Here is a 25061-nt window from a genome sequence, read left to right as displayed (position 1 = left end):
GCAGCCATGTCCTACATGTTCACGGCGGAAAGCTTAGGGCGCGCGCGCCGCGAACTCGCAACCTTGAGAAAAATTGAGGTGGGGAACGATCCGCGCAAAGGCAAAGAAGTGTCGGCGACGATCGGCGGGGCATGGCGTGGCCGCACAATCGCCGCGCGCCCTTATCTTTCCAGTACCCACCCAATGTCCATCCGACCCCCGGAACACGAGGACAGGCCCCGCGCCTGGTCCGGCAAGTACCCCGGCTCTCCGAGTCGCTTCCAGCTTCGTCATCCCAGCGTGCCGCGCGACGCCGTTGCCGTCTGCGACGACGACATCGATTGCATCGTCGGCTACCAGCGCGTGTTCGGCCAGATCGGCTATGCGCTCGACCTGCTGGGACAGGCCGCCAAGATCTGGCGCCTGCGCGGCGACGAGCCCCCCTCGGACCCGAATGAAACCCGGCTTGTGATGGGAGAGCTATGGCAGCCCGGCGTCCGCGCGCGTACGCGCGCCGGAAACTGGGGATACGGCGCATTGCTGGGCAAGGACTCGCGCGCGGCGTTGCGGCGTCGCTTCACCGAGCTGGGGAGCGCGCCGCTGTTGCTCGCGCAACGCGCGCTCGAGCAGATGGACCGGCCGGATACCTTCGTGCCGCTCCATATCCTTCGGCTCGCCATGCTGATCGGCCGCAAGAAGGTGGGCGCCGGCGAACTCGAGTTCGCGGCGCTGATCTCCGTTGGCGATGCGAGTACCGGTGGCCAGGTATTCCAGATGCTGACGGTACATACCAATCATGCGGGCACCGTGATCCGGGACTTCGAAACCAAGCCGGTACCGTCATGGATGGTGGATGGCTAGCCGTTGCCGCCGGGGCCGAGAGCGGCCCCGTCTTTCTCGGACAGCCTGCGGCCGCGCCGCGTGCGCGAGAAGTCCACCTGCTCGTCCTGCGGCAGGCTGTCGCCCAGCACTTCCTGCACCATGCTCCAGACGCCGATGCTCTGCCAGTAACGCAGGCGGCGCCAGCAACTGACCCCGGAGCCCACCCCGAGATCGCGCGGCAGCGCATTCCAGCGAATGCCGGTCCGCAACACGTACAGGATGCCCGTGATCGCCGCGCGATCCGAAACCGGCTCGCGTCCGCCGCGCGCTGCCTGAGGCTTGCTGAATGGCATCACGATCGGCGCGATGCGTGCCCAGAGTGCATCGTCCACGATTCCCTCATTCATGTTCGTATTTCCCTTGTAGTGGCAGATGAAAGGAGGCCATGGCGACATGGACTCAAAAAAGGAGGCCATGTCGCCATGGCCCCAAATCCCCTCTCGCTCGACAGGACGTCTCGCCGACAGGCTTTCGTCGCGGGTCGACGAACGTCCCGCTTCACTATGCGGGCCACGAGGGGAGCGATCGTCATTCTTGACGCACCTTGATGTTTCAGCATCGCGCCTGTGACCATCTAATACAGTCGCGATGTGGAGAATCGCATCCGCTCTGGTTAAACTCGCGCAGCACACCATCGACACTCACTGGAGGCTCAATGCGGGGCAGGCTCTATATCGCTCTGCTGGAAGACGACGCCGTGCAGGCAAGCATGATCTCGCGATGGTTGAACGGCGCGAATCACGATGTCGCGACGTTCAGCACGGGCCGCGCGTTCATTCGCACTTTGCAGACAGAGAAGTTCGACGTGCTGATCCTCGACTGGATGCTGCCCGACATGTCCGGCATCGATGTGCTCGCCTGGGCCAGGATGCGGCATCACCGCGCCACGCCCGTCATCATCCTTACGCAGAAGAACGAAGGGCGCGATGTCGCCACCGCGCTCCGCTCCGGCGCGGACGACTTCGTGCGAAAGCCCGTGGATCGCGACGAACTGCTGGCGCGCATCGAGTCGGCCACGCGCCGCAAGGGACACGACCCGCAGTCGAGCATCACCATCGGCGCGTTCGTGCTCGACCGCGTTTCGGGCGCCGCGCGGCGCGGCATGCAGGACATTCACCTCACCGCCACCGAATTCGCGCTCGCGTGGGAGCTGTTCGAGAACGCGGGTCAAATCGTCTCGCGCGAGCGTCTGCACGTCGCCGTATGGGGCCGCAACCACACGGTGCAGTCCCGCACGCTGGACGCGCATATCAGCAACCTGCGCGTGCGTTTCGGGCTGCGCGCCGAGAACGGACTGCGCGTCGTCTCTCTCTACAATCACGGCTATCGGCTAGAGATCGCGCAGACGCATGCCGGCGAGCTGCCGCCGCCCGATCCGCATTTCGGCGACGCCTCGCGGTGATCCGCCTGCCTACGCCCGGCAGTTACTGGCTGCTGGGGATCATGGTGCTGGGCCTGTCCAGCCTGCCGATCGTGTGGTCGATCCAGAACGAGCTGGCGCACTACACGCGGCTGCGTCAGGCGCGCGAGGCGATGACGCTGTTCGTCTCGCTTCTGCAGACCTATGAAGCCGCGTCGATCGAACGCCAGGCCAGCACCGCGCTACTGGGCCGCCTCTCGCCCGAGCAGGCCGTGCAGCGGCGCGAGCAGCTTGCACTCGCGCGGAGTGTGACGAACGAACGCCTGCGCAACATCCAGCACGTACTCGACCGCACCAGCTGCACGCGCTGTGCGAGCCTTGCCGCATCGATGGCGCTCGTGCGCACGCGGCTGGTGCCAGCCCGCGCCGCGATGGACAGATTGCATGCCGACGAGCGGCTGCAGCGCGTCCACGGCGCGACACTCGATGCGATTCACGGGATGATTGCGGCGAACGAGCCGTTCCAGCTGATGCTGAATCAATGCACGCTGATCATCGCCGAATTCAATGCCGACGCCGCGCAGCCGCTGCACCTCGCGCGCATCGTCGCGGACATGCGCGAGTACGCGGTGCGGTTCGGTTCGCTGCTGATCGAACCACTGGTCATGGGCCGCCACCTGACGCGCGACGATCGGGAACGCATCGCGATCATGGAAGGCCGCGTCATGCAGCTGCGCGACCTGATCGCGCTGCGCATGGTTACCAAGTCGTATCGCGGGCAGTTGCAGGCGAGCGCGGACGCCGTGACCGACGAGTACTTCCACAACGCCTACATGTATGCGCGGCAACTGATCGATGCGGGCGAGCGCACGGTGCATCAGACGGTGCAGCCTGCGGACTTCGTCGCCGCCTACAGACAGGGGACCGACGCCATCGCGCGATTCCGCGACGCCACGCTGGTACCGGCTACCACACAGCTCGACGCGCATATCGCGCGCCACGAAGATACGCTGGTCGTCATCACGGTGGTGAGCGGGCTCATCCTTGCCGCGCTGGCGGGCGTGCTGACGCTGTTCCGCGGGCACTACGTGTCGCCGTTGGAGGGCCTTGCGCGCGGGCTGCTGTCGCTGGCGGGACCGCGCGCCGCGACGCTCGCGGGACATCGGGAAGCGATGATGACGAGCCTGTCGCACGATATGCGCTCCCCGCAGGCCTCCATCCTTGCGTTGCTGGACATGGCGCGTACTACAGAGACGTACCGGACCACGCCCGACCTGTTCGCGAAGATCGAGGCCCACGCGCGCCGCACGCTCAAGATGGTCGATGATTTCGTCCAGCTCAGCGAGCTGCACGTGCTGAAGTACCGGCCCAGTGATGTGGATGCCTACGGGATCCTGCTCGATGCCATCGACGCGCTGACCGTCGCGGCGCAGAAGCGCGGCATCACGCTGCAGCCCGATGAGTCGATAGCGTCGGAGGGACGGGCCTACACCGTGCGCGCGGAGCCGGACAGCCTGTTTCGCGCGATCCTCAACGTGCTCGACAACGCGATCAAATATGGCCCCGGCCATGACACGGTGCGATGCGGTATCAGGCGGACACGCCGGCATGTGGAGATCACGATCGCCGATCGCGGGCCGGGCATCCGGCCGCAGGACATGCCGCATATCTTCAAGCGCTTTCGGCGGTTTGCGACGACAGCCGCGATCGGCGACGCGCCCGCCAGCGGAAACGGTCTGGGTCTGGCGTTCGCGCGCGCGGCGGTCAGGAAGGCGGGGGGACAGATCCGATGCAGATCGACGGTGGGGGTCGGCACGACGTTCACCATCGTACTGCCGGTGAAATAACGTGCCCGCGCCAGAACTGCTTGACGGGCTGGCGCGGGCACAAAAAACTACGGATGCGGTGTCCGCAGCGCCTGAATGTTAGGGAAGTTCGGGCAAACCGATTGCCAACAATTGTGTCAGCGCGGGAACCAATGCGCGCAGCCTCACACATGTCAACGAGAGCGATATCTCGCGCGTTGAAAGTCCCGCGCGTCAGCTCACCGTGTCGGTGCGGCCGCCCACCGGATGCGCGTCTTCGGGCGTCGGTTCGCCACGAACCGGCAGCAGAATGGCGAACGTCGCGCCGCGGCCCACATCGCTCTGCACGGTCACGCGGCCGCCGTGACGCTCGGCCACGGTCTTCACGAACACCAGGCCAAGACCGCTGCCCGCGGGACCCTCGGTGCCGGCGGCATCGTGCACGCGGCTGAACGGCCGGAACAGCCGCGCCTGATCGGCGCGCGCGATGCCCGGTCCCTCGTCGACGACCTCGACGGCGACATGTCCGCGCCCGCGGCGCAGGCGCACGGTCACCGGATGTCCTGCCGGACTGAACTTGATCGCGTTGCTGACGAGGTTGGCAATCGCGCGGACGAGCAATGCCGGCACGACGCGCAACGGCGGGCAATCGGGTTCGAGGTCGAGACGCAGCTCGATGCCACGCGCCTTCGCCAGCGCCCATAGTTCGTCCGTGGCATCGAGGATCAGCCCCTGCAGATCGGCGGGCGTGAAGGACAGCGTCTGCGATTCGGCCTGCGCAAGGCGGATGAAATCGTCGGCCAGTGCAAGCGTGCGATGCGCGAGTTCGCCGATGCGCGCGAGCAGCACGGCCTGCGGCAATGCGCGATCGGGTCGCGACTGCAAATCGAGGAGTGCGAGGATCGACGCCTGCGGCGAACGCATGTCGTGCGACAGGAAGTGCATGGTCTGTTCGCGCTGCCGCTCGGCACGGCGCACCGCGGTGATGTCGATAAAGCTGACGATGGCCCCCGCGGGTCGTCCGGTCTCGCCGTGCAGCGCGGCGCCATGCAACAGGTAACGGCGATCGCTCTCGGTGGCCAGCTCCACGCCCTGCGAATCGGCGGACGACACCACCGGCGCATGGTCCTCGAGCGTCGCACACAACGCGTCCCAGTACGCGAGCCCCGGTCCCGGTACCGGGAACAGCGACTCGATGACATCGGGCAGCGCCGGCGGATCGAGCCCATCGACAGACTCGCGCGCATCGCGCGCGTTGATGCCCGACAGCACGGCTGGCACGAGGGCCACCGCGCGCCGGTTGGCGACGAGGATGACGCCATCGGCATCGCAGATCACGGTGGCCTCGGGCAGGCTTTCCAGGCCATCGGCGAGAAAGCGCCGCATGTCGCGCAGCTGCGCGGTCATCCCATACACCGCCTGCATGCTGCCATCGAGCGTGCGGTCATGCGACTGGCGGACGGGATGCAGGCCGGGCTCGCGGGAGAGGCGCTCGACTTCGGCGCTGAGGAAACGCAACGCGGCTTCCTGACGGCGCCAGCTCCAGAGCGGATAGAACAACAGACATCCGAACAAGCCCGTGGCGGGTGCGAACCAGACGTCGGCGAGCGCGACACCGGCCACGCTCGCGCCGACCAGCGCGGCCATCAGCAGCATGGTGGAGATCAGCGCGCCGCGCGGCGTGAGCCGCAATGCCGCGAATGCCGCGAGCCATACGGGTACGAGCGTGCCGCACCAGAACCACAACGTGCCGACGGCATCGATGCCGCCGTCCTCCTCGGCGGCATGCAGGCGCGGCACCACCGCGACATCCATGATCGCGAGGTCCACGCGCGCACTCCAGTTGAAGTGCACCGACGCGCCCATGGCCAGCGTGACGACGGCAACCAGCAGCCCCCATTCGAGCAACGTGCGCTGCCGGAATCGCGCCGGGTCAAGCATCGGCGCTCCCCGCCTCCTCGAACCGATAGCCGTGCGAATAGACGGAAGTCAGCCGCACCCCGTTGTCCGGGCGCAGCGCGAGCTTGATGCGCAGGCGCGAGATATGCGTGTCCAGCGTGCGCGAGCCGGCATCCATCGTGCGGCCCCACACGGCCTGCTCCACGACATCGCGCGACAGCAGCCTGCCGATATTGCGGAACAGGAACAGGGCGAGATCGAATTCGCGTGGCGACAGCTCGATGGCTTCGCCCGCCAGCGTGATGGCGCGCGCCCGCGCATCCAGCACGTACACGCCCTGGCGGATCAGTTGCTCCTGCTGCGCGTCCGGATAGGCGCGGCGCAACAGCGCGCGCACGCGCGCGACCAGTTCCCCGGGGCGGATCGGCTTGGCCATATAGTCGTCGGCGCCGACCGCGAGCCCCGCGACGATGTCGCTCTCTTCGGCGCGGCTCGTGACGAACAGCACGGGCGGCAGGCGGCCCGACTGCTGCCGCACCCAGCTCACGACCTCGTAGCCGCTCATATCGGGCAGTTGCCAGTCGATGACCAGCAGGTCGAACACCTGGTCGCGCAGCGCCCGCAGGAAAGCGGACCCCGTCGCGAAGCTCGTGCACGTGAAGCCCGCCTCATCGAGAAGCGTACGGATCTGCTCGGCCTGACTCTCGTCGTCCTCGACTGACGCGATTCTCATGACATCCCTTTGCGTTACTGCTGCCTCTCTCTGGCGGGCACGGCCAAGTCATGAAGCTCATGTTACCTAATCGCGGCACCGCAAGTCGACCCTGGGGCGCGGCCAAGCGGACATTCGGCGGCGTTCTGTTGCACAACCGCGCCGGAACCGCGCCCGGCGCGGCACGGTGTAAGCCATTCGAAAGGTGGCGCGCGAGCCGGGCCCGCAAAACGCCGTGCAGCAATTCCCATGCCGAAAAGCAAACGCCCGCGGCTGGCGCGGGCGTTGGGGCTGGCGGGGGGGCGCAAGGGGGCGGCGCCCGGGCACACCATTGTTACTGCAGCATGTAGGTTTCGTACTCGAGGCGGTCGAGCTTGCGATCCAGAAGGTACAGCGCCAGCGCCACGACCAGCAGCAGCGACACCGCGAAGCCGTAACCGTACCAGGCCGGACCCAGTTCGAGCGTCAGCCGCGTCAGGACGAAGTTGAGCACCACGAACGTACCGGTCAGCAGCAGCACCTCGCGCCGGCGGTCCAGATAGAAGTAGATGTTCAGCACGCCCAGCAGCACCACCTGCAGGCTCGCGCCGATCACGTCCACGTACAGCAGTGGCAGGTAGAGTTCGGAGATGCCCAGCACGGACAGGACCCAGCGCCCGATCACGAACAGCACCAGCGCCGCGATGGCCTGCACCTTGACGATCTCGTACAGCCCAAGGCGGATGGTCTGGACCATCGTGTTGCGCATGTCCTCGATATGCTCGAGCGAGCTGCCGCCGCGCACCGCGTTGTAGAACGCATCGTAGTACTCGACGAAATCGGTCTCGATCCGCACGAGGAATACGGCCATGCCCGGAATGATGGCCAGGTAGGCCAGGAAGACCGGAATGTCGTAGATGATGGACGCGTGAAGCGGACCGACGACCTGCTGGCCCGTGGACGGCGCGTACCAGAACATGAACTTGTCCAGCCAGATGCCGAGGTTGTACAGCAGGCCGATGATCACGAGGCTCGGATACAGGTTCTTGCGCTGGAATACCTCGAACGACATGAACCGCTGGCTCGTGTAGTTGCGGTAGATCAGCGTGATCATGCCCACCAGCAGGCACAGCTGGCCGATGACGAAGCCGCCGAGCAGGCCCTCGAGCCCGCGGCCGCGCAGCGCAAGCGCCGCAAGTACGGTGATCGCGTAGCCGATCAGGAACGTCCACACGATCGCCTTGTACTGCTTCATGCCGGACAGGAAGATGACCGCGATCCAGATGTTGCTCATGATCACGAAGCCCGCCACCATCAGCAGCCGGTACAGCACCGATTGCTCGGTGAAGAAGAACACCGCGCAGCCCACGCCGATCGCGCCGGACAGTACCGTCACCAGCAGCGCCACCGCGTGGAAGTTCGACAGCACGAGGTGGTCCTTGCGCTCGAACAGCCGGTCCGACGTGAACCGCGTGAACGACAGCTGCATGGGCCCGGTCAGGATCAGGCTCACCGCTATCAGGTACGTCACGGACACCTGGAACTGCGTGATCAGCAGCCCCGGCACGACGAAGCCGATGGACAGCAGACCGATCAGCAGAATGCCGACGATCGACAGCACCCAGGGGCCGGAACTGATGACGCCCGCGTAGGCATAGGCGCTCAGCATGCCCGTCAGGCTGTCCCGACGCAGCATCTTGCGCAACTCGAAACCGATGCCGGCCATGTCAGTGTCCTCCGTGCACCGGGCAGCGGGCGGGATTGCCGCTACCGCCCGGGCTGTCTTTGCCGTGGTCCGGCTTGTCCATCAGCGTGCTGTAGAGCTCGCGATAGCTGCCGACCATCCGTTCCTGCGTGTAGTAGCGCTCCACGCGCGCGATGCCCGCCCGTTGCGCGTCCTGCCAGCGCGTCGGGTTGGCCAGCAGCGCGAGCGACGCTTCCGCCAGCGCGGCCGGATCGGCAATACGCACGACGCCGCCGGCGGCGCCGAGATCGGCATCCTCGCCGGGAAGCCCAAAGATCAGCTCGCGGCACGAGCCCACGTCGGTCGTCACGCACGGCACGCCCGCGGCAAAGCCTTCGAGCACGACCAGTGGCAGCGCCTCGGAGATCGAGCTCAGCACCATCACGCCGACCTTGGGCAGCAGTTCGTCGATGCGCTGGAAGCCGAGGAACTTCACCTTGTCCCCAAGGCCGAGCGACTCGGCCAGGCTGCGGCATTCGCGCGCGTATTCCGGATCTTCATCCTCCGGGCCGGCAATCCAGCCTTCCGCTTCCGGATACTCGCGCACCACCGTCAGCATCGCGCGAATGAACGTCTTGATGTCCTTGATCGGCACCACACGGCCGATCAGGCAGAGCACCGGCGGCACGCCGGGCGCGCGCTTCTCGCGCAGCGCCGCCAGCCGCGGCAGGTTGATGCCGTTGGGGATATTGCGCGTGCGCTCGGCGCGCGCGCCGTCCTGGATCTGTCGGCGGCGATTGCCCTCGTACAGCGCGACGATCTCGTCGCCCGCGTCGTAGCAGACCCGTCCCAGCGTCTCGAAGAAGCGCACCCACAGCTCGCGGAAGTAGCTGATCTGGGAGATATCGCGCTCGAACACGTTGCGGTTGTCGCGGATCCACTGGCTCTGGAACAGATCGATCTTGCGTTCCTTCGTGTAGATGCCGTGTTCCGAGACGAGCAGCGGCCGCGCATTGCGGTAACGCAGCATCGCGCCGAGGAATCCCGCGTAGCCCGTGGACACCGTGTGATAGACCTTGGCCGGAATCAGGTTGTCCGCGATCCGCACGAGCTGCCACAGCGGCTTGTGCATGATGCGGATGGTCCAGAAATAGTCGGTGAACGACGGGTCCGTGCAGAAACGGCGGTACTGATCGGTGATCGTCTGCCACGCGCGCTTGCTGTAGAGGAACGCGTCCTCGGACAGCGCCCCGCCCTCGCGCAGCGCGGGCATCAGTTCGCGGATCAGCTCGCCCGCGCGCGCCTCGTTGCCGGGCTCGCGCAGCATCTCGTGCAGCTCGTCCGAACGTGCGAATGCCTTGGCATCGCCGGCGCTGCCATGGACCAGCGGCGGCGGCGGAAAGTCGTACAGGAAGTGCGTCTCCAGATGGACCACGTTGTCGGGCAACGTGTAGGCCATGTCGCCATAGTCCTCGCGCCGGCTGCCGATGAAGACGATGCCGAAGCGGATATCCGGAAACGCCCGGATCATCTGATTGACCCAGCTCGACACGCCACCGCTCACATAGGGGAACGTCCCCTCGAGCAGCAGCATGACGTCGGCGGAATCGCCCTTGACCAGAATCTCGCTCATGATTGCCAGTACCGCAGCAGGGGCCGCACCAGCGGGAGCGGCGAAGGACTGTCGAATGCCGTCATCAGCTTGCGGACGGCGGCGTAATCGCGTTCGAGATAGGCGGCTTCCGCCAGCAGCGGCAGCACGCGGTCGCGCGGAAAGCCGAGCGACTCGGCACGCTCCAGCCATTCGCGCGACTCGGCCGGCGCATTGCGCGTAAGCGCCAGGCGGCCGCGCATGTACCACAGCGAAGCGTTGTCGGGCTGCGTTTCGAGCGCCGCGCTGGCGTAGCGCTCGACCTGGCTCGCCGTGTACCGGTACACGTCGCCCTGCACGAGGTTCTGGTAGATCAGTTCCCAGTACAGGTCGGCCAGACGCTTGTTGATTTCGCCGCGGGCCTGCGGGCTCTCCGCGCTCTCGAGGCGCGGCAGCTCGGCAAGGATCTGCTGCGTCAGCTGCTTCTCGGCGCCATCGAGCATGCCGTAGGCCAGCAGGCGGATATCGTCGGTGCTGTCGGCCAGCAGTTCGCGCAAGACCGGGCTCGAGGTACGCGCGGGCATCGACTGCATCGCCACGAGCGCGGTCATGCGCTCAGGCAGCGGCGCGCGCGTGTTGCCGAGCTGCGCGCGCAACCGCGCCCCGCCGCCGTGCGTGACGCGCTGGATCAGATGCGTCACGAACTCGGGCAGCGTCACCGATGCGATGCCCGTGGCATCGTACTTGCCGGGAAACAGCTTGGCGAACAGCAGGCTGCCCAGGCAGATGAGCGTGCCACCCAGCGGAATGAAGAAGCTGAACAGCGTGAGGTACGCATACGTCCAGCCGAACGGCACGCGAAACCGGCGCGGCAGCAGCAGGTACAGCGCGAAGCCGAGCAGCAGCGCCGCGATGGCCTGCAGGCCGAGGAACGACAGCAGCAGACCGGTGTCGGTCTGCGTGCCGCCCAGCACGCCCCGGAACAGCAGCGCTAGCGCGGCGATCTGGGCGGCGGTGCCGCCGATGGCGAACTTAAACATTGGCCTGGCCTGTTTCGATGCTCGCGGGCGTCAGCGCGCCGTCGCCGAGCTGGCAGCGCTGGAGCAGGCGGACGAGGGCATCCTCGGCACCCGCGGCCGGCACGGAAAGGCTATGCACCGCGATATGCGAGGTCGCGAAGTCCACGCCGAACTGCGCGCGGAGCATGTCCTCGATCCGCACGAGGTAGGCCGACACGGCCGCGCTGTCCGACAGCGGCATCAGCGTCAGCATCGCGCGATGGCTCGGGCTGCGCACGGGCCATGCCACGTCGAGCGCGCGGCGGCTCCGCACGACCTGCTCGAACAGCGCATCGCGCGCTTCGTCCAGGTCGAACACGAGCGCGACCACCGAGCTCTCGATACCGGTCTCGCGACGCAGGCGCGAGAGGCGCGCATAGTCGAGCGCGAACGGGTACGGACAGGCGGGCAGCAGCGTCTGGATGCTGTGCGTGGCCGGCGCGTGTTCGACGCCGTCGGCGTAGTAGCCCATCAGCACCATCAGCAGCTGCAGGTTTTCGTACGTCAGCGACAGGAACGGCATGCGCTCGACCACGAGCACGCCGATCAGATGGTCCGAGCCGGCCAGCACGGGCGCCACGGCGACGTAACGCGTCTGCGCGTCCTGCTGCAGACCCGTGGAACGCAGATGCGCGAGCGAACGCGTGTCGATGCAATGCCGCACGAGCGGATCGTCGATATCGAGATCGAACGTCGGTCCGATGCTCGCCGAGGCGCGCGTCGCCACCGTTTCGCCGTCGACCGCATACAACGCGGCCGCTTCGACCTGGCACGCCTGCGCCACCACCTGCAACATCGGCTGCGCGCCCATGAGCGCGCCGCGCGAGCCGTGCGACTTCGCGATGTCTTCCAGCGCCACCGCGCGCAGCTGCGACAGCGTATCGCGCAGCGTGGTCGGGCGAGCCAGCAGATCGTTCTCGAGCCGCGCATGCGAGATGCGCAGCAGATAGTGGTTCTTGGTCAGCGCGGCGAGGCGTTCATCGAGGTAGCGATTGACCGCGCGTGCGCGGGCCAGTCGCGTGCCCCAGATATCGCCGAACTGTCCCGCCACGAGCACCATCAGCAGGCCGCCCAGGAAGAACAGCCGCGGAAACTGGTCGGTACCCGCATGCAGGTTGTCGAAGAAGAACCAGCCGCCGAGCAGCATCAGCACGGCGCCCACGCCGATCAGCGTGCCGTAGCGCAGCGCGAGAATCAGCGGCAGCAGCCAGGCCCACGGGAACCCCATGCCGAGCAGCAGCGGGTTCTGCGGCAGCATCGCGTAGGTAATCGCCATCGCCACCACCATGATGACGATGAGTTCCACCACCGCGGCGCGGCCGCTCACCGCGGGCGCCAGCACGCGCGCATAGCGCCCGCCGAGCCCGATGCCCTGCCCCTGCCGGGTCTTTGCCGTGGAATTGGCCACGTTTGTCCCCTTCGCAATCAATTCGGAATCAACCTTGCGTCAGCGGCGCCAGCAGGCGGCGCAGCAGCTTCTGCGCGGTGCCGGACAGCGATTCGCGGCTCCAGCCGCTGTCGCTGCCGGTGGCCGACCAGACCACGTCGCCGCTCGACACGTCGATCAGCTGCAGCGAGATGCCGACGGCCGGCTCGCCATCCACGCCAACCTTGTAGCGCCATTCCTGCACGGCGCCGGTCAGCGCGTAGCGCGCGCGCTCGCCGCGTGCCCACTCGAGGGCCTTGCCCACCGACTCGCGCTCCGTCGGCTCGAACAGCGTTTCCGGGTTCAGGCTGGCCGGGTAGCGCTTGACGCTGGCGATACCGTTGGTCTTGAGCAGCGACTCGGTGATCGCTTCCGCGCGCAGGCCGGCCTGCGGCGTTTCCGTGTAGTTCACGATCGGCAGCATCGCCACCGTATCGCCGCGCGCGATCGCGGGCGCGCGGCCCACATCCGTCACCGCGCAGCCGCCCAGCCACAGCGCCGCGCCGAGCGCGCCGCACCACGCCACCAGGCGTCCCATGCGAGTCGTCATCCGCTTGTTCATCTCAATCTCCCTGTTTCTGCTGAAAGCGTTCATCGTGATCAATATAGCCAGCTCAATAGAGCCAGCGGTAGCGCAGGCCAACTTCGGTCAGCGGCGTGCCGCCATTGCGGGCGGCGGTTTCATGCGACCAGTACACCGACAGGTGGTCGTTACCGAACACCCTGCCGGCAATGCCGAGGCGCGCGCGGAAGTTCTGGCCCGCGCGCGTGTCGCGCAACAGGCCCACTTCCGCGAACGGACGGAATTTCTTGGTGTAGTCGTCGATCAGCTCGGTGCCGAAGTCGAACACCACGCCTGCCTGCGTGAAGCCGCGCGGCATGAAGAACGACGACGTGGTCTCGTCGTCATCGGCCGGCACCAGACGCTGCAGCCGCGGCGACAGCGTATTGCCGTTGGCGCTGTAGTTCGCATGCGTGCCGACGAGGCGCACCGTGTAATCGGGATACGAGGTCCGGATGCGATAGCCGGCCTCGATGTCGTACACCATGCCGTGGCCGAGCACGGTACGGTCCTGACCGTAGAAATGATCGTACTGGACGCGCCCGCCGATGAACTCCCGCAGGCTCAGGCGATACTGGGCGCCGAGGCTGAACGTATCCTTGGCACCGCCCACACGCAGGTAAGGCGATTCGTCGGCCTGCTGGTTGTAGCCGGCCAGCGTCGTGAACGTCAGGCGGCCATCCTGGTTCCAGTCGCCGAGGAAGCGCGCGGTGGTCATGTTGTCGAGACCATCGCGGCGACCCACGCCGATCAGGTAACGCTTCTGCGAGTCGCGATAGTTCAGCGCGAGTTCGGCGCGGCGGTCCTGCGAGGGCACGTTGACCAGCTGCGTCGGATCCGTCGAGCGCTGGTCGCGCCAGGTTCCGCGCAGGTTCAGCGCGTATCCGCCCCACAGGCGCGCGCCGCCGGACAGGCTGTACTCGAAGTATTCCAGCGGCTTCTGGTGCATGAACGTCACGCGCGGCTCGATGGCCTGCGCGTCGAACAGCAGCGCATCCTGCAGCGTGTCCTGCAGCACATCGTCCGTGCGCGCCAGATCCTGCGCGTTGAACGCGAGCGTCTGCGCGGCACCGAGGCGATCCAGCGCGCGGTTGGCCTCGATCCGGCTCGCGACCGGCACACGGCCGACCTGGCGCTCCAGAATACGGTCCAGCGCATTCAGGTCGTTGTTGTCCAGCGCGATCGAGATCTCGGCATACGCCGGACGCTGGAAGCGCTGCACGTATTGCCGCGCGAGCCACGCGCGCGCGAGTTCGTTCGACTCCGACGACATCGCCCACGCCAGGGCCACCTCGCGGCTTTCGGCCGAAATCGCATTCTGGCGGCGGCGTTCGCGCTCGGTCAGCGCCGTCGGCAGCTTGACCTCGAGCTTCGGCAGCCCCGGAATGTCGCCGAGCAGCGAGGGCGACTTCGGGTCGCTGGGCGAGGCATTGCGCGCGGCCACGATCGCGCGGTCGCGGCGCAGCATCTCGATGACGAGCGTCCGCGACACATCGCCGGACGCGAACGTCTGGCCCAGCGACACCATCTGCCGCTGCAGTTCGTTGCGCGACGGCAGGCCCTGCTCGTTCTCTTCGTTGTCGTCGTCTTCGTCGTCGGTCGCTTCCGCGCCCTTCAGACCGCCCTGCGCCCAGTTGTGATGGAGGTCGATCCACGCCTGACGGCGAATACGCCACGCCATGTCGTCCTGGCCGATGGCCTCGTAGGCATCGGCGGCCAGGCCCAGCCACAGCGGATCGGCCGACTTGCCGACGGCCATCTTGCGCAGGTAATGCAGCGCGGTGCGGCCATCCTGGAAACGCATCGAGCCGGCCGCATACGCGCCCCACAGGCTCGGATCGTCCTCGGCCTCGTTACGCAGGCGCGCCATCACGGCGCGCACTTCGTCGTCGGTGCCCATATCGACGAGCGCCCATAGCAGGCCCGCATACGTCTCGCTGTCCGCGTCGGGCAGGCTCACCGCGTGGCGCAGGTCGGCGAGCGACTTGTCGCGCTGGCCCGTGGCCCGGTAGTACTCGGCGCGGCGCATCACGAAGCGCGCGGACTGATTGGCCTCGCGGCGCTCTTCGGGCGTCAGGCCCGAGAGCAGGCGCTCCAGGCGAATCCATGCATGAGCGCGCGTGTAGTAGTAGACCGCGAGCTCGAGCTGCGACATCTTGTGATGCTTGTTCCAGCCCGCCTCCGCGATCCGCCCCGCATCGATCGGCGTCTTGTCGTAATACGCGATCAGGTTCGAGAAGTCGGCCTCCTCGGTGTCACGTACCTCGGACAGGCAGTCGTTGCGCGCGGCGCCGGCCGGCATCTTCATGCACTCGGCGTCCTGCGGCTGTCCCACCGAGATCAGCATCTGTCGATAGGCATCGCGCAGCAGTTCGTCGCGCTGCGTCAGCTTGGCGAGCTCCGTGAACGTGCGCCAGTACAACGTGTCCTTCGGGCCCGCCTTTGCGCGCGCCGGCAGCATCGCGTCCATGGCCTGCGAGAGCCGGCCCTTGACGTACAGCATGTTCGCGCGCTTGACCGCGTACTGCGGACTGGCGCCGAAGCGGCGTTCGAGCTGACCGTAGAGCGCGAACGCACGGTCGTCCTGCCCGGCGCGTTCGGCCAGTTCGGCATTGCGCTCCATCACCTCGCGCGCATGGGGGCCGTTGCTCAGGCTGTCGAGGAAGGCCATCGCGGCCTCGGGCTCGCCCAGGCGCTCGTACGCGGCCACCACTTCGTCGACAGTCTTGAGATCGCCGCGCGTCGCGCGGTGACGCAGCGCCGCCAGGTAGGCGCGATCGTCGGACAGACCGGGCGCGAGGCGCAACACGTTGTTCCACGCGCGTTCCTCGTTGGTCGCCTGTGCGTACTCGAGCCAGTTCTGCAATGCGATCGTCGGCTGGCGGTTCCATTCCGCGACCTGCGCCAGCCGTTCGCGCCATACCATCTGGCCCGGCAGCTTCTGCACCGCGGTCTGGGCGACGCGCATGGCCTGGTCGAGATTGCCTGCGGCGAGGAACACGCGGTACGCGAGTTCATAGTCGTCGGGATTGAACGGCTTGCCTTCGGCGGTGGCTGTCGCCACATCGGCCTTGGCCTGCGCCTGGGCCTGCGCTTGCGAGGGAGCTTGCGCGGCGGCGGGGGCCTGCGCCGGACGCTCGTCGGCCACCTTGCGGATACCGAAGTCCTCGCCCATCGCCTCGCGGCGCGCAACGCCGCGCGGCCCGTCGAGGTAGACGAAATTGCGCGCAAGCCACGGCTCGGCGTCGGAGACGCGACGCACGGCCGCCGCCATCGGCACGACGTGCGAACCTACGACATGGGCGTCGGCTACCGGCGCGGCCACGGGCCCGAGCACGGTGCCGTCGGCCAGATGCTGGCCCGTTCCGAGCGAAGACAGCTTGAGCAGCCGCTCCACATAGCGTGCCGCCACATCGGGACGGTTCGCCGCGAGCGCGAGCTTGGTCAGGTAGCGGAGCACATCCGGATCACCGAGCAGCTTGCCGCCACGGCGGTCCGCCTCGATCAGCGCTTCTTCCAGAAGATTGCCCGACTGCAGCGTCTGCAGCGCCTGCAGGAACAGCTTGCGCTGCTCGTCCGGATTGGCTGCGCGGGCCTGCGCGTCGAACAGCGCGCGCGCGGACTCGCGATAATCGCCGCTGCCGAGCGCAATGCCCGCCAGTTGCTTGTTGTAGAAGTCCGCATGCGCGGGATCGCGTGTGGCCAGCGCCCGATACAGCTTGCCGGCCGAATCGGTCATGCCGGCCTGGCTGGCCTGCGTGGCCAGTCCCTGCAGCTCCGCCAGCGACCACCGCGCCAGCATGCGGTCCCCGGTCGCGGTCTCGAGCAGCGACTTCATGTGCGCCATGTGCTCGGCCCGCTCGGGCGTGTCCGGCTGTGCCGCGTAGGCGCGCTGCAGCGTAATGTCGATGCGCGTGCGCAGGATCGGGCCCGAGGCGTCGATGCCCTGCACGGACTGCATGCGGTCGAGGAGTTTCTCGGCGTCGTCGAGCCGGCCGCTGCGCGCATACTGTTCCGCCAGCACACCCATGAAGCTCACGTCATTGGGCGCGACGCGCGACCATGCCTCGAGGTAGGCGACGGTCAGGCCATCGACGGTGCGGCCCTGGCCGAGCAGACGCTCGCGCAGGGTCTCGCGCGGAAACATGAGGCCGAGGCCGATCCCCACCATCGCGGTGAAGGTCAGCACGAGCGCGGGCGGCAGGAGCCGCTCGCGCTCAACCGGCGCAACGGACTTCGACGGGTTGCTTGACATTGATTGGATCGGTAACCGCGGGAAGATCGAAACGCAGCGTATTGCGGTCGCGCACGCCCGTCACGGGCTTGCCATCGATCGTCACGCTGCATTGGCCGGCGTTGGCGAGCCGGAAGAAGGGCTTGAAGTAGCCGCCGAATGTAAAGCGCGTGACACCGCCCTCGCGCTTCCAGTCGCGCACGAGACCGTTCGCCTCGGCGATCTCCGGCACGACCGTCGTGGGCGTCGCCGCCATGTTGAAGCGCGCGTCGCCGCCGGACAGCTGGACGTACACGCCGCCACCCGGCGCCGGCGAACTGCCGGTCACGCCGCGCGCGCCGGCCACGTCGGGCTTGCCCTCGCCGGTCCAGCGCAGATTGCGCAGGTTGCCGTCGCCGCGCACGACCCACGCGCCGTTCGCGGGCGCATCGCCCGTGCCGTCGCCGAGTTCGCGCGCCACCGCCATCGTCTGCCAGTCGAGCACCTTGCGCACGTAGTCGGTCGAGTGAATCGGCATCAGCGGCTGGCTGAGGACGTAGTCGTAGACCTTGCGCAGCGCGCGCAGCGACGCGGCCTTGGTGCCCGAGTAGCTGTGGTAGTAGATGTTCACGGGCTTGAACCGGTACGGCTTGTCGGTCAGCTCGTAGGTCTCGATCACGCGCTCGAAGCCATAGAACGGGCCATGCCACAGGTTCGTGTAGATATTCTCGTTCTGGTTCGTCGCGAACACCTGGAACGTGTTCTCGGCCTTGTGGATGCCGAGCGGCGCGATCGCGGTCCACGACGGATTGCTCCGCGTGATCATCGTGTCGCCGCCGTTCATGTTCAGCACGCCGGCACGCTCGGTCAGCTTCAGCGCCTCGGGCGGCGCCTGGCAGTCGCCGGGCCACAGCAGCATCTTCACGGGCTTGCCCGGCGGCGCGAGCACGCGGTTGATATAGTCGATCGATCCGCCGATCTCGCGGTCGAGGCTCAGCCTGTAGCCCGGGATCGCAAGGTGATAGTCGTCGTCGCCTTCGGTAAAGCGAGCATTGCTCTGCTGCGGCTGCACGGTACGCGTCCACTCGAACGGATGGGAGTACGTGTGGCTCGCCACCTCGACGTATGGCTGCGCGAAGATCTTGCGCGCGATCGGCTCGAGTTCCGGCGACAGCTTCGGATACATGCCCGACTTGCCCACCTCGCCCTCGATCACCGACATGGTCATCGGCAGCTTGTAGCGGTCGAACACCTCGCGGAACAGCACCTCGCCCGAATAGCCGCCGCCGGGAATCTCGGCCTTCGACGCAAAGCCGTCGCCGTCGATATGGATGGTCAGCAGGCGGCGGCCGCTCTCCGTGGTCGTGTCGGGCACCGGCATGCGCGGCAGGCGCAGCGCTTCCGTCAGGAACTTCAGCGGCTCGACGACCCAGCGGTCCTGGTTCGTGGCCGTGTTCTCGCGGACCGCATAAGGGCCCATCACATACCCGCCCCACGGCATGATGGCCGCGGCATCGTAAGTGAGCGTGCCGGACTTCAGGCGCAGCAGCGAGCGCCCGCCTGCGTTACCGGGCATGTCGGGCACCTGCACCGAGATGGCCTCGGTACGGTCCGGCGCCACCGGCGTCTCGAAGCCCATCATCGCGTCCTGCGACACAATCTGCACGGGGCCGGCCACACGGCCCTTCACCGGCTTGAGGCTCAGCATGCGCGCGAGCGAACCGCCCACCTGCGCGCCGAAATCGTTGAGGAACACCACGGGCACACCTTGCGCGATGCGCTTCTCGACCCACGAGAAGAAGCGGCCGGGGTCCTTGGTCACGTTGCCGTTGAGCCAGACCACCACGCCCGCATAGCGGTCGGGTCCGATTTCCGGCAGCGGATCGCGCGTCTCGGCAAACTCCACGCGGTAGCCGAGGTAGTTCAGCGGCATCGAGACGAAGCGCACGCCGGCCGTGTCGTCGATCACCACGTCGGACTCGCTCTCCTGCACCACGAGCACGCGGCGCGGCATCACCTCGACGCGGCCGATACCGATCGTCTGCAGGCCGGGGTCGGTCACATAGGGCGTGATGCCGAGCGCGGAGATGCGGCGGGCCGTCTCGCGCGCGCACTTGCGGTCGAACGGCGGGCAATAGTCGATGGACACCACGGGCAGGCGATACTGCTCGCGCACGATACGCGCCTGGTTCAGCAGCCACTCGCGGTCCTTGTCGCTGACCTCGGTAAAGCGCGTACCGGCCTGGTCCCAGCCGCGGAACAGCGATTCGAACACGACCGCGTAGGCGAGGTCGTGCACCTGCGGCAGGATCTCGAAGCCGCGGTTGAACACGAGCTTCGCTTCGGGATAGCGTGCCTTGACCGCGCGCAGCACCTTGACCATGCCCGCTTCCTGACGCGCGCGCTCGGCGTCGGTCTTGGCGATCAGGTGATAGGAATCGAGCGTGTCGAGGAAGAAGCCGCGGTAGCCGCGCTCCCACAACGGCGCGATGACCTTTTCCACATAGAACTCGGCCCAGCCGTCGGCGGCCTGATCCACCACGCGTGCCTGCCAGGCGTCGTTGTTGCCCTTGAGCCAGCCAGCCGGAATGTCCTTGAAATAGCCACGGCTCGGCAGCACCTCGCCGACGCTCACGTAGGCGAACCACGCGGTATGCGGCGTGTTGGCGGTACGCGGATCGAACCCGCTATCCGGCTCGACCACCGCGGCATCGAAGGCCTGTAGCGCATCCACGGGCGGCTTGGCGCCATAGTGGAATGCAATGTCGAGCGTACCCTGCGCGGCTGCGCCGGTCCCGAATGCGGACAGCGCGATGGCAAGGGAAAAGCAGGAAGAAAGGCGCGACCACAGACGCGCCCAGGCCGTTCTGATTGTTGGCTTCACTGGCGGTTCCGCTTCTTCTTTCTGTTACGGCATCTCGCTGTGAACGCCCACCCCGTTGCGGACATTCACGATGCGCTGACCCAGCCTGATGCCGGCTTCGGCGACACGGTACCGTAAAACGGTCGTGGCGCAAGCAGGCAGGATGCTAGGCCATTCGTTTCAAACAGATTGTCAAAAATTGTGGCGAATAGGATCGCGGCGGACGCACGATATCCGCCGGTTTTGCGTGGTATGCATGATGTTCCCCGGTTCCTCTAAAGCGCCCGTCATGCAGGTGCATGCGGCGCGGGTATTGGCACGGTGGCGCGTATATCGTCTCGCGGCCTTGTCGTTGGGCGTCATTGTCGCGGCATCGCAGCAACGCTGCCCATAGTCCATAAGGAGTAAGAAAGATGGAGTAAAGGAGGATGAGTCCTTCGAACACCGATTGCCAACATTGGCAACCTAGGCAACATCGACCGGCTATTCTTATGTCGGAATTTCATATATCCGATAACCCTAACCGAGCCGTGCGACCCAATCGGTAATTATTGTCGTAACTTTTTGGTAGATCTTGCAAGCGTCCGCGGCGATTGGGGGCATACCGTTGTATGACTTCCCGCTCCGTTCGGACAACGATAACGATACTTACCAGCGATTTAATCGGCGGGATGTCAGACAAAAGCCGATTCGAAGTCAAAAATCCTTATATCTGTCCTTTACAGACGTAAACGACTTTCTGCATGGGCGAGGGCTTTGGCTGATTGACACCTTGGAAAAAACCGGCAGAATGATTCCCGCAAGCGAGTCGTTCCCGGCGTTATTCGCCATCGTTCTTTGTGGCTTTCGTGACCGCTTCGAACAGCTCGTCGATGTGTTCGCCGGCAACAAGTCGGCACCATGCGGCGGGCAATCACGCTCATCTGAAATTCAAGGTTGGATAGAAATATGGAAACCGGTACTGTCAAGTGGTTCAACGACGCCAAGGGCTTCGGCTTCATCACCCCGGACGCGGGTGGCAACGATCTGTTTGCCCACTTCTCCGCGATCGAGGGCGCAGGCTTCAAGTCGTTGAAGGAAGGCCAGAAGGTTCGCTACGTGAAGGCCATGGGCCAGAAGGGCGAGCAGGCTACGAAGATCCAGGCAGTGTGATACCGGTCTGTCCATCTCGGCCTCGGTCGTAAGAAAGGGCCCCGCGAATGCGGGGCCTTTTTGTTTGCCGATCGCCCCCGGAAATGGCACTTTCGCCACAAAAGGCGCCCCCACGGTGAAGTTGCTATAATCGCCCGACTCAAAATCCAGCGCCGTCCTGGCGGCAATCCCATTCGCGTGCCGAGGAAATCCGTGGCAGGTACAGACATCGCCTCGCCCGGCGGCCCCATTGCCGGGCCCGCCGCATCATCCGGCAGCTCGTTCCATACGGCGCTGCGCATCCTGCCGCCCTCGCAGCGGCAGGCCATGTTCGAGATCTACGCGTTCTGCCGCGCGGTGGACGATATTGCCGACGACGGCGATGCCCCCGAGCAGGCGCGCCTCGACGCGCTCGCGCAGTGGCGCGCCGACCTTGCCGCCTGCTACGCGGGCACCCCGCCCGCGCGGCTGCGCGCGCTCGACGTGCAGATTCGCGCATTCCGGCTCAAGCAGCAGGACTTCCTCGACGTGATCGACGGCATGACCATGGACGTGGTCGCCGATATCCAGGCACCGCGCGCCGAGACGCTGGATCTGTACTGCGACCGCGTGGCCAGCGCCGTAGGCCGTCTGGCCGTGCGCGTGTTCGGCCTCGAGGAAGCGCCAGGCATCGAGCTGTCGTACCATCTGGGTCGCGCGCTGCAATTGACGAATATCCTGCGCGACATCGACGAGGACGCCGCCATCAACCGGCTTTATCTGCCGGCGGAAGGCCTGGCGGCCGCCGGCATTCCGCGCGGTACGCCGAACGAGGTCATCGACCATCCGAATATCGATCGCGTATGCATCGCCCTGGCGCACGAGGCGCAAACGCATTACGACGCTTCGGCCGCGATCATGGCGCGCTGCCCGTCGCGCCTCGTGAAATCGCCGCGCATCATGTTCGACGTCTACCACGGCATCCTGACGCGCCTGCTGGCGCGCGGATGGCGCCCGCCGCGCGCGCGCGTGCGCGTGCCCAAGGCGCGGCTCGTCTGGATCCTGCTGCGGCATACGCTCTTCTGACCGCCCCGCCGCCACGAGATCCGCCGTCAACCCCGCTGTCAACCCGACACACAGATAAAACGATACAGATGAGATCGGCTGAAAAGCGTCGCTGCCCATCCATCGCAAGTACCGCCCCGAATTGATGAATCAGGCTGCATTGTCACCCCGCCCCATTACCGAGTCGCCGCCGCGCCCGGACGTCTCCGTCCGCGCCGCGCTGCCGGATCCGCTCGACGCCGGCATTGCCAGCGCCGTAGACGCGCTGCTGGACCAGCAACAGGCCGACGGTCACTGGGTCTACCAGCTGGAAGCCGACGCGACGATCCCGGCCGAGTATGTGCTGATGGTGCATTACCTCGGCGAGACGCCGAACCTCGAACTCGAGCGCCGCATCGGCCGATACCTGCGCCGCATCCAGAATGCCGATGGCGGCTGGCCGCTGTTCCATGAAGGCGCCGCGGACGTGAGTGCCTCCGTCAAGGCGTACTTCGCGCTCAAGATGATCGGCGAGGACCCGCAGGCCGAGCATATGGTGCGGGCGCGCAAGGCCATCCATGCGATGGGCGGCGCCGAGGCCAGCAACGTCTTCACGCGCACGATGCTCGCGCTGTTCGGCGTCATGCCGTGGCGCGCGGTGCCGATGATGCCGGTGGAGATCATGCTGCTGCCGGAGTGGTTTCCGTTCCATCTGTCGAAGGTTTCGTACTGGGCGCGCACGGTGATCGTGCCGCTGCTGGTGCTGAACAGCCTGCGCCCCCGCGCGCGCAACCCGCGCAAGATCGGCATCGACGAACTGTTCCTCAAGCCCGCGCGCACGCTGGGCCTGCCGGGCAAGGCGCCGCATCAGAGCCGTTTCTGGCACAGCGTGTTCACCGCGCTGGACGTCGTGGTGCGCGCGGCCGAACCGCTGTTCCCTCGCAGCGCACGCCAGCGCGCGATCGAACGCGCGCGCGCATTCACCGTGGAACGCCTGAATGGCGAGGACGGCCTGGGCGCGATCTTCCCGGCCATGGCCAACTCGGTGATGATGTTCGACGTGCTCGGTGTGCCGGCCGACGATCCGAACCGCGCGATCGCGCGCAAGTCGATCGACAAGCTGCTCGTCATCGACGAGGACGCCGACGAAGCCTACTGCCAGCCGTGCCTGTCGCCGGTATGGGATACCTCGCTCGCGGCCCACGCGCTGCTGGAAGCGCGCGAACCGCGCGCGATCGCGGCCGCCGCGCGCGGCCTCGACTGGCTCGTCCCCCTGCAGGAGCTCGACCTGATCGGTGACTGGGCCGTGCGCCGGCCCAATGTGCGTCCGGGTGGCTGGGCGTTCCAGTACCGCAACGCGCATTACCCCGACGTGGACGATACCGCGGTGGTCGGCCTGGCGATGCATCGCGCCGACAAGGAAGAAGGCACGCACCGTTACGACGAGGCGGTGGCGCGCGCGCGCGAATGGATGGTCGGCATGCAGAGCAGCAACGGTGGCTGGGGCGCGTTCGAGCCCGAGAACACCCATCTGTATCTGAACAACATTCCGTTCGCGGACCATGGCGCGTTGCTCGACCCGCCCACGGCCGACGTCTCGGCACGCTGTCTGGCGCTGCTGTGCCAGATCGGCGAGATGCCCGCCACGAGCGAACCTTCGGCGCGCGCGCTGCGCTATCTGCTCGACGAGCAGGAAGCCAACGGCAGCTGGTACGGCCGCTGGGGCACCAACTATATCTATGGCACGTGGAGCGCGCTGTGCGCGCTGAACGCGGCAGGCATGGGCGCGGATGCGCCCGAGGTCCAGCGCGCGGCCAGCTGGCTCATCGGCATCCAGAACGATGACGGCGGCTGGGGCGAGGACGGCGACAGCTACAAGCTCGAATACAAGGGCCACGAGCACGCGCAGAGCGTCGCGTCGCAAACGGCCTGGGCACTGCTCGGCCTGATGGCCGCGGGCAAGGGCCATCATCCAGCCGTGGCGCGCGGCGTCGATTATCTGCTGCGTACGCAGGCCTCGCACGGCCTGTGGGACGAGGCACGCTTCACGGCGGTCGGCTTCCCCCGCGTGTTCTATCTGCGCTATCACGGCTACGCACGTTTCTTCCCGCTGTGGGCGATCGCGCGTTTCCGCAACCTGCAGCGCGAAGGCAACGGTGCCCTCACCTGGGGCATGTGACAGATGACGGACGCCACGGTGCTCGCGGTGAGCGGGATGACGTTCGAGTCCCGCATCGCCGAGGGGCCCGGTGTCACGACGCTGCATGGATTTCGCGACCGTCGGCTCGAGGAAAAGCTGGCCGAATTGCTGGCACGGCGACCGGGCACCCATCGCGGCGTGATCAGCATCGGCGTGGCGGGCGGGCTCGCACCACGGTTGCAGCCCGGCGCCGTGATCGTCGCCGCATCGGTACAGGATGGGGACACATTGCTCCCCTGCGACGCCGCATGGCATGACGCGCTGCGCGCCGCGCTGCCACACTCGGTGTCGGGGCCGATCGCGGGCATGGATGCCGCGGTGACCACGGTGGCCGACAAGGCCGCGCTGCATCGCACGCGCGGCGCACTGGCCGTGGATATGGAATCGCATATCGCCGCGCGCGCGGCACGCGATTGCGGGCTGCCGTTCGCGGCGCTGCGCATCGTGATCGATCCAGCCGAACGTCCGGTGCCGCCGCTGGCCGTGGCCGGTATGGCAGCCGATGGCAGCACCGATATCGGGGCCATCCTGCTGGGCCTGCTCAGGGCGCCGTGGGAGCTTGGCGGGCTGATGCGGCTGGGCCGCGACGCGGCGGCCGCGAAAGCAGCGCTGGCGCGTGCCCGCGCCATGGCGGGCACGGCACTGGGCGCGGCCCCGCAACCGGGCCAGCGCTAGTCGTCCAGCCTCGGCGACG

General features: G+C 66.8%; 17 protein-coding genes. 7 read left to right on the top strand and 10 right to left on the bottom strand.

The genetic code is table 11. From position 1 onward, the window contains the following. Positions 1-6 precede the first annotated feature (6 nt). The gene (locus tag FOB72_RS29205; protein WP_150376726.1) at positions 7-840 is read left to right on the top strand and encodes a hypothetical protein; all 834 of its coding nucleotides are present in this window, start codon (positions 7-9) and stop codon (positions 838-840) included. Here FOB72_RS29205 and FOB72_RS32330 read toward each other — a convergent pair. Continuing rightward, positions 837-1208: a transposase gene (locus tag FOB72_RS32330; protein ID WP_191002300.1), complete on the bottom strand. Its 372-nt coding sequence runs from the start codon at positions 1206-1208 to the stop codon at positions 837-839. The two genes, FOB72_RS29205 and FOB72_RS32330, sit on opposite strands and share 4 nt — an antisense overlap. Before the next feature lie 308 nt (positions 1209-1516). Here FOB72_RS32330 and FOB72_RS29195 point away from each other — a divergent pair, with 308 nt between their 5' ends. Both FOB72_RS29195 and FOB72_RS29190 read left to right on the top strand, forming a co-directional pair. Continuing rightward, a complete protein-coding gene (locus tag FOB72_RS29195) occupies positions 1517-2263 on the top strand; it encodes a response regulator transcription factor (protein WP_191002299.1) in 747 nt (248 codons plus the stop codon). Further along, positions 2260-4068 (top strand): sensor histidine kinase, encoded by a 1809-nt coding sequence (locus FOB72_RS29190; RefSeq protein ID WP_150376720.1) that lies wholly within the window; start codon positions 2260-2262, stop codon positions 4066-4068. Before FOB72_RS29195 ends, FOB72_RS29190 begins: the two co-directional genes overlap by 4 nt. Before the next feature lie 192 nt (positions 4069-4260). Here FOB72_RS29190 and FOB72_RS29185 read toward each other — a convergent pair whose 3' ends face one another. The 9 genes from FOB72_RS29185 to FOB72_RS29145 form a co-directional block, all read right to left on the bottom strand. Continuing rightward, on the bottom strand, positions 4261-5967 hold the full coding sequence (locus FOB72_RS29185; protein WP_150376718.1) for a PAS domain-containing sensor histidine kinase: 1707 nt from the start codon (positions 5965-5967) through the stop codon (positions 4261-4263). Then, positions 5960-6658 (bottom strand): response regulator transcription factor, encoded by a 699-nt coding sequence (locus FOB72_RS29180; protein ID WP_150376716.1) that lies wholly within the window; start codon positions 6656-6658, stop codon positions 5960-5962. The genes FOB72_RS29185 and FOB72_RS29180 overlap by 8 nt, the downstream gene beginning before the upstream one ends. Positions 6659-6971: 313 nt before the next feature. Continuing rightward, a complete protein-coding gene (gene pelG, locus FOB72_RS29175) occupies positions 6972-8342 on the bottom strand; it encodes an exopolysaccharide Pel transporter PelG (protein ID WP_150376714.1) in 1371 nt (456 codons plus the stop codon). 1 nt (position 8343) lies between these two features. Further along, on the bottom strand, positions 8344-9933 hold the full coding sequence (pelF, locus tag FOB72_RS29170; protein ID WP_150376712.1) for a GT4 family glycosyltransferase PelF: 1590 nt from the start codon (positions 9931-9933) through the stop codon (positions 8344-8346). Next, positions 9930-10931: a lipopolysaccharide N-acetylglucosaminyl transferase gene (locus tag FOB72_RS29165; protein WP_150376710.1), complete on the bottom strand. Its 1002-nt coding sequence runs from the start codon at positions 10929-10931 to the stop codon at positions 9930-9932. Before FOB72_RS29165 ends, pelF begins: the two co-directional genes overlap by 4 nt. Beyond that, positions 10924-12357: a PelD GGDEF domain-containing protein gene (locus FOB72_RS29160; protein ID WP_150376708.1), complete on the bottom strand. Its 1434-nt coding sequence runs from the start codon at positions 12355-12357 to the stop codon at positions 10924-10926. Before FOB72_RS29160 ends, FOB72_RS29165 begins: the two co-directional genes overlap by 8 nt. A gap of 28 nt (positions 12358-12385) precedes the next feature. Further along, positions 12386-12937 (bottom strand): penicillin-binding protein activator LpoB, encoded by a 552-nt coding sequence (locus FOB72_RS29155; protein ID WP_150376706.1) that lies wholly within the window; start codon positions 12935-12937, stop codon positions 12386-12388. 52 nt (positions 12938-12989) lie between these two features. Continuing rightward, complete coding sequence (locus FOB72_RS29150; protein ID WP_150376704.1) at positions 12990-17192, bottom strand: tetratricopeptide repeat protein; 4203 nt, start codon at positions 17190-17192, stop codon at positions 12990-12992. Beyond that, a complete protein-coding gene (locus FOB72_RS29145; RefSeq protein WP_223851820.1) occupies positions 17155-19965 on the bottom strand; it encodes a bifunctional glycoside hydrolase 114/ polysaccharide deacetylase family protein in 2811 nt (936 codons plus the stop codon). The genes FOB72_RS29150 and FOB72_RS29145 overlap by 38 nt, the downstream gene beginning before the upstream one ends. Positions 19966-20961: 996 nt before the next feature. On the opposite strand from FOB72_RS29145, the gene FOB72_RS29140 reads away from it, so the two are divergent. The 4 genes from FOB72_RS29140 to FOB72_RS29125 all read left to right on the top strand — a co-directional run bounded on the left by FOB72_RS29140 (position 20962) and on the right by FOB72_RS29125 (position 25042). Continuing rightward, the gene (locus tag FOB72_RS29140; protein WP_011301065.1) at positions 20962-21165 is read left to right on the top strand and encodes a cold-shock protein; all 204 of its coding nucleotides are present in this window, start codon (positions 20962-20964) and stop codon (positions 21163-21165) included. A 192-nt stretch (positions 21166-21357) separates the two neighbouring features. Beyond that, a complete protein-coding gene (gene hpnD, locus FOB72_RS29135; protein ID WP_150376702.1) occupies positions 21358-22209 on the top strand; it encodes a presqualene diphosphate synthase HpnD in 852 nt (283 codons plus the stop codon). 124 nt (positions 22210-22333) lie between these two features. Beyond that, positions 22334-24346: a squalene--hopene cyclase gene (gene shc, locus FOB72_RS29130; RefSeq protein ID WP_150376700.1), complete on the top strand. Its 2013-nt coding sequence runs from the start codon at positions 22334-22336 to the stop codon at positions 24344-24346. A 3-nt stretch (positions 24347-24349) separates the two neighbouring features. Then, complete coding sequence (locus FOB72_RS29125) at positions 24350-25042, top strand: phosphorylase (protein WP_150376698.1); 693 nt, start codon at positions 24350-24352, stop codon at positions 25040-25042. The last annotated feature ends 19 nt before the right edge of the window (positions 25043-25061 follow it).

Origin of the sequence: Cupriavidus pauculus (assembly GCF_008693385.1) — a bacterium.
Lineage (GTDB): Bacteria > Pseudomonadota > Gammaproteobacteria > Burkholderiales > Burkholderiaceae > Cupriavidus > Cupriavidus pauculus_D.
This window is presented reverse-complemented; position numbering and strand designations above follow the sequence as displayed.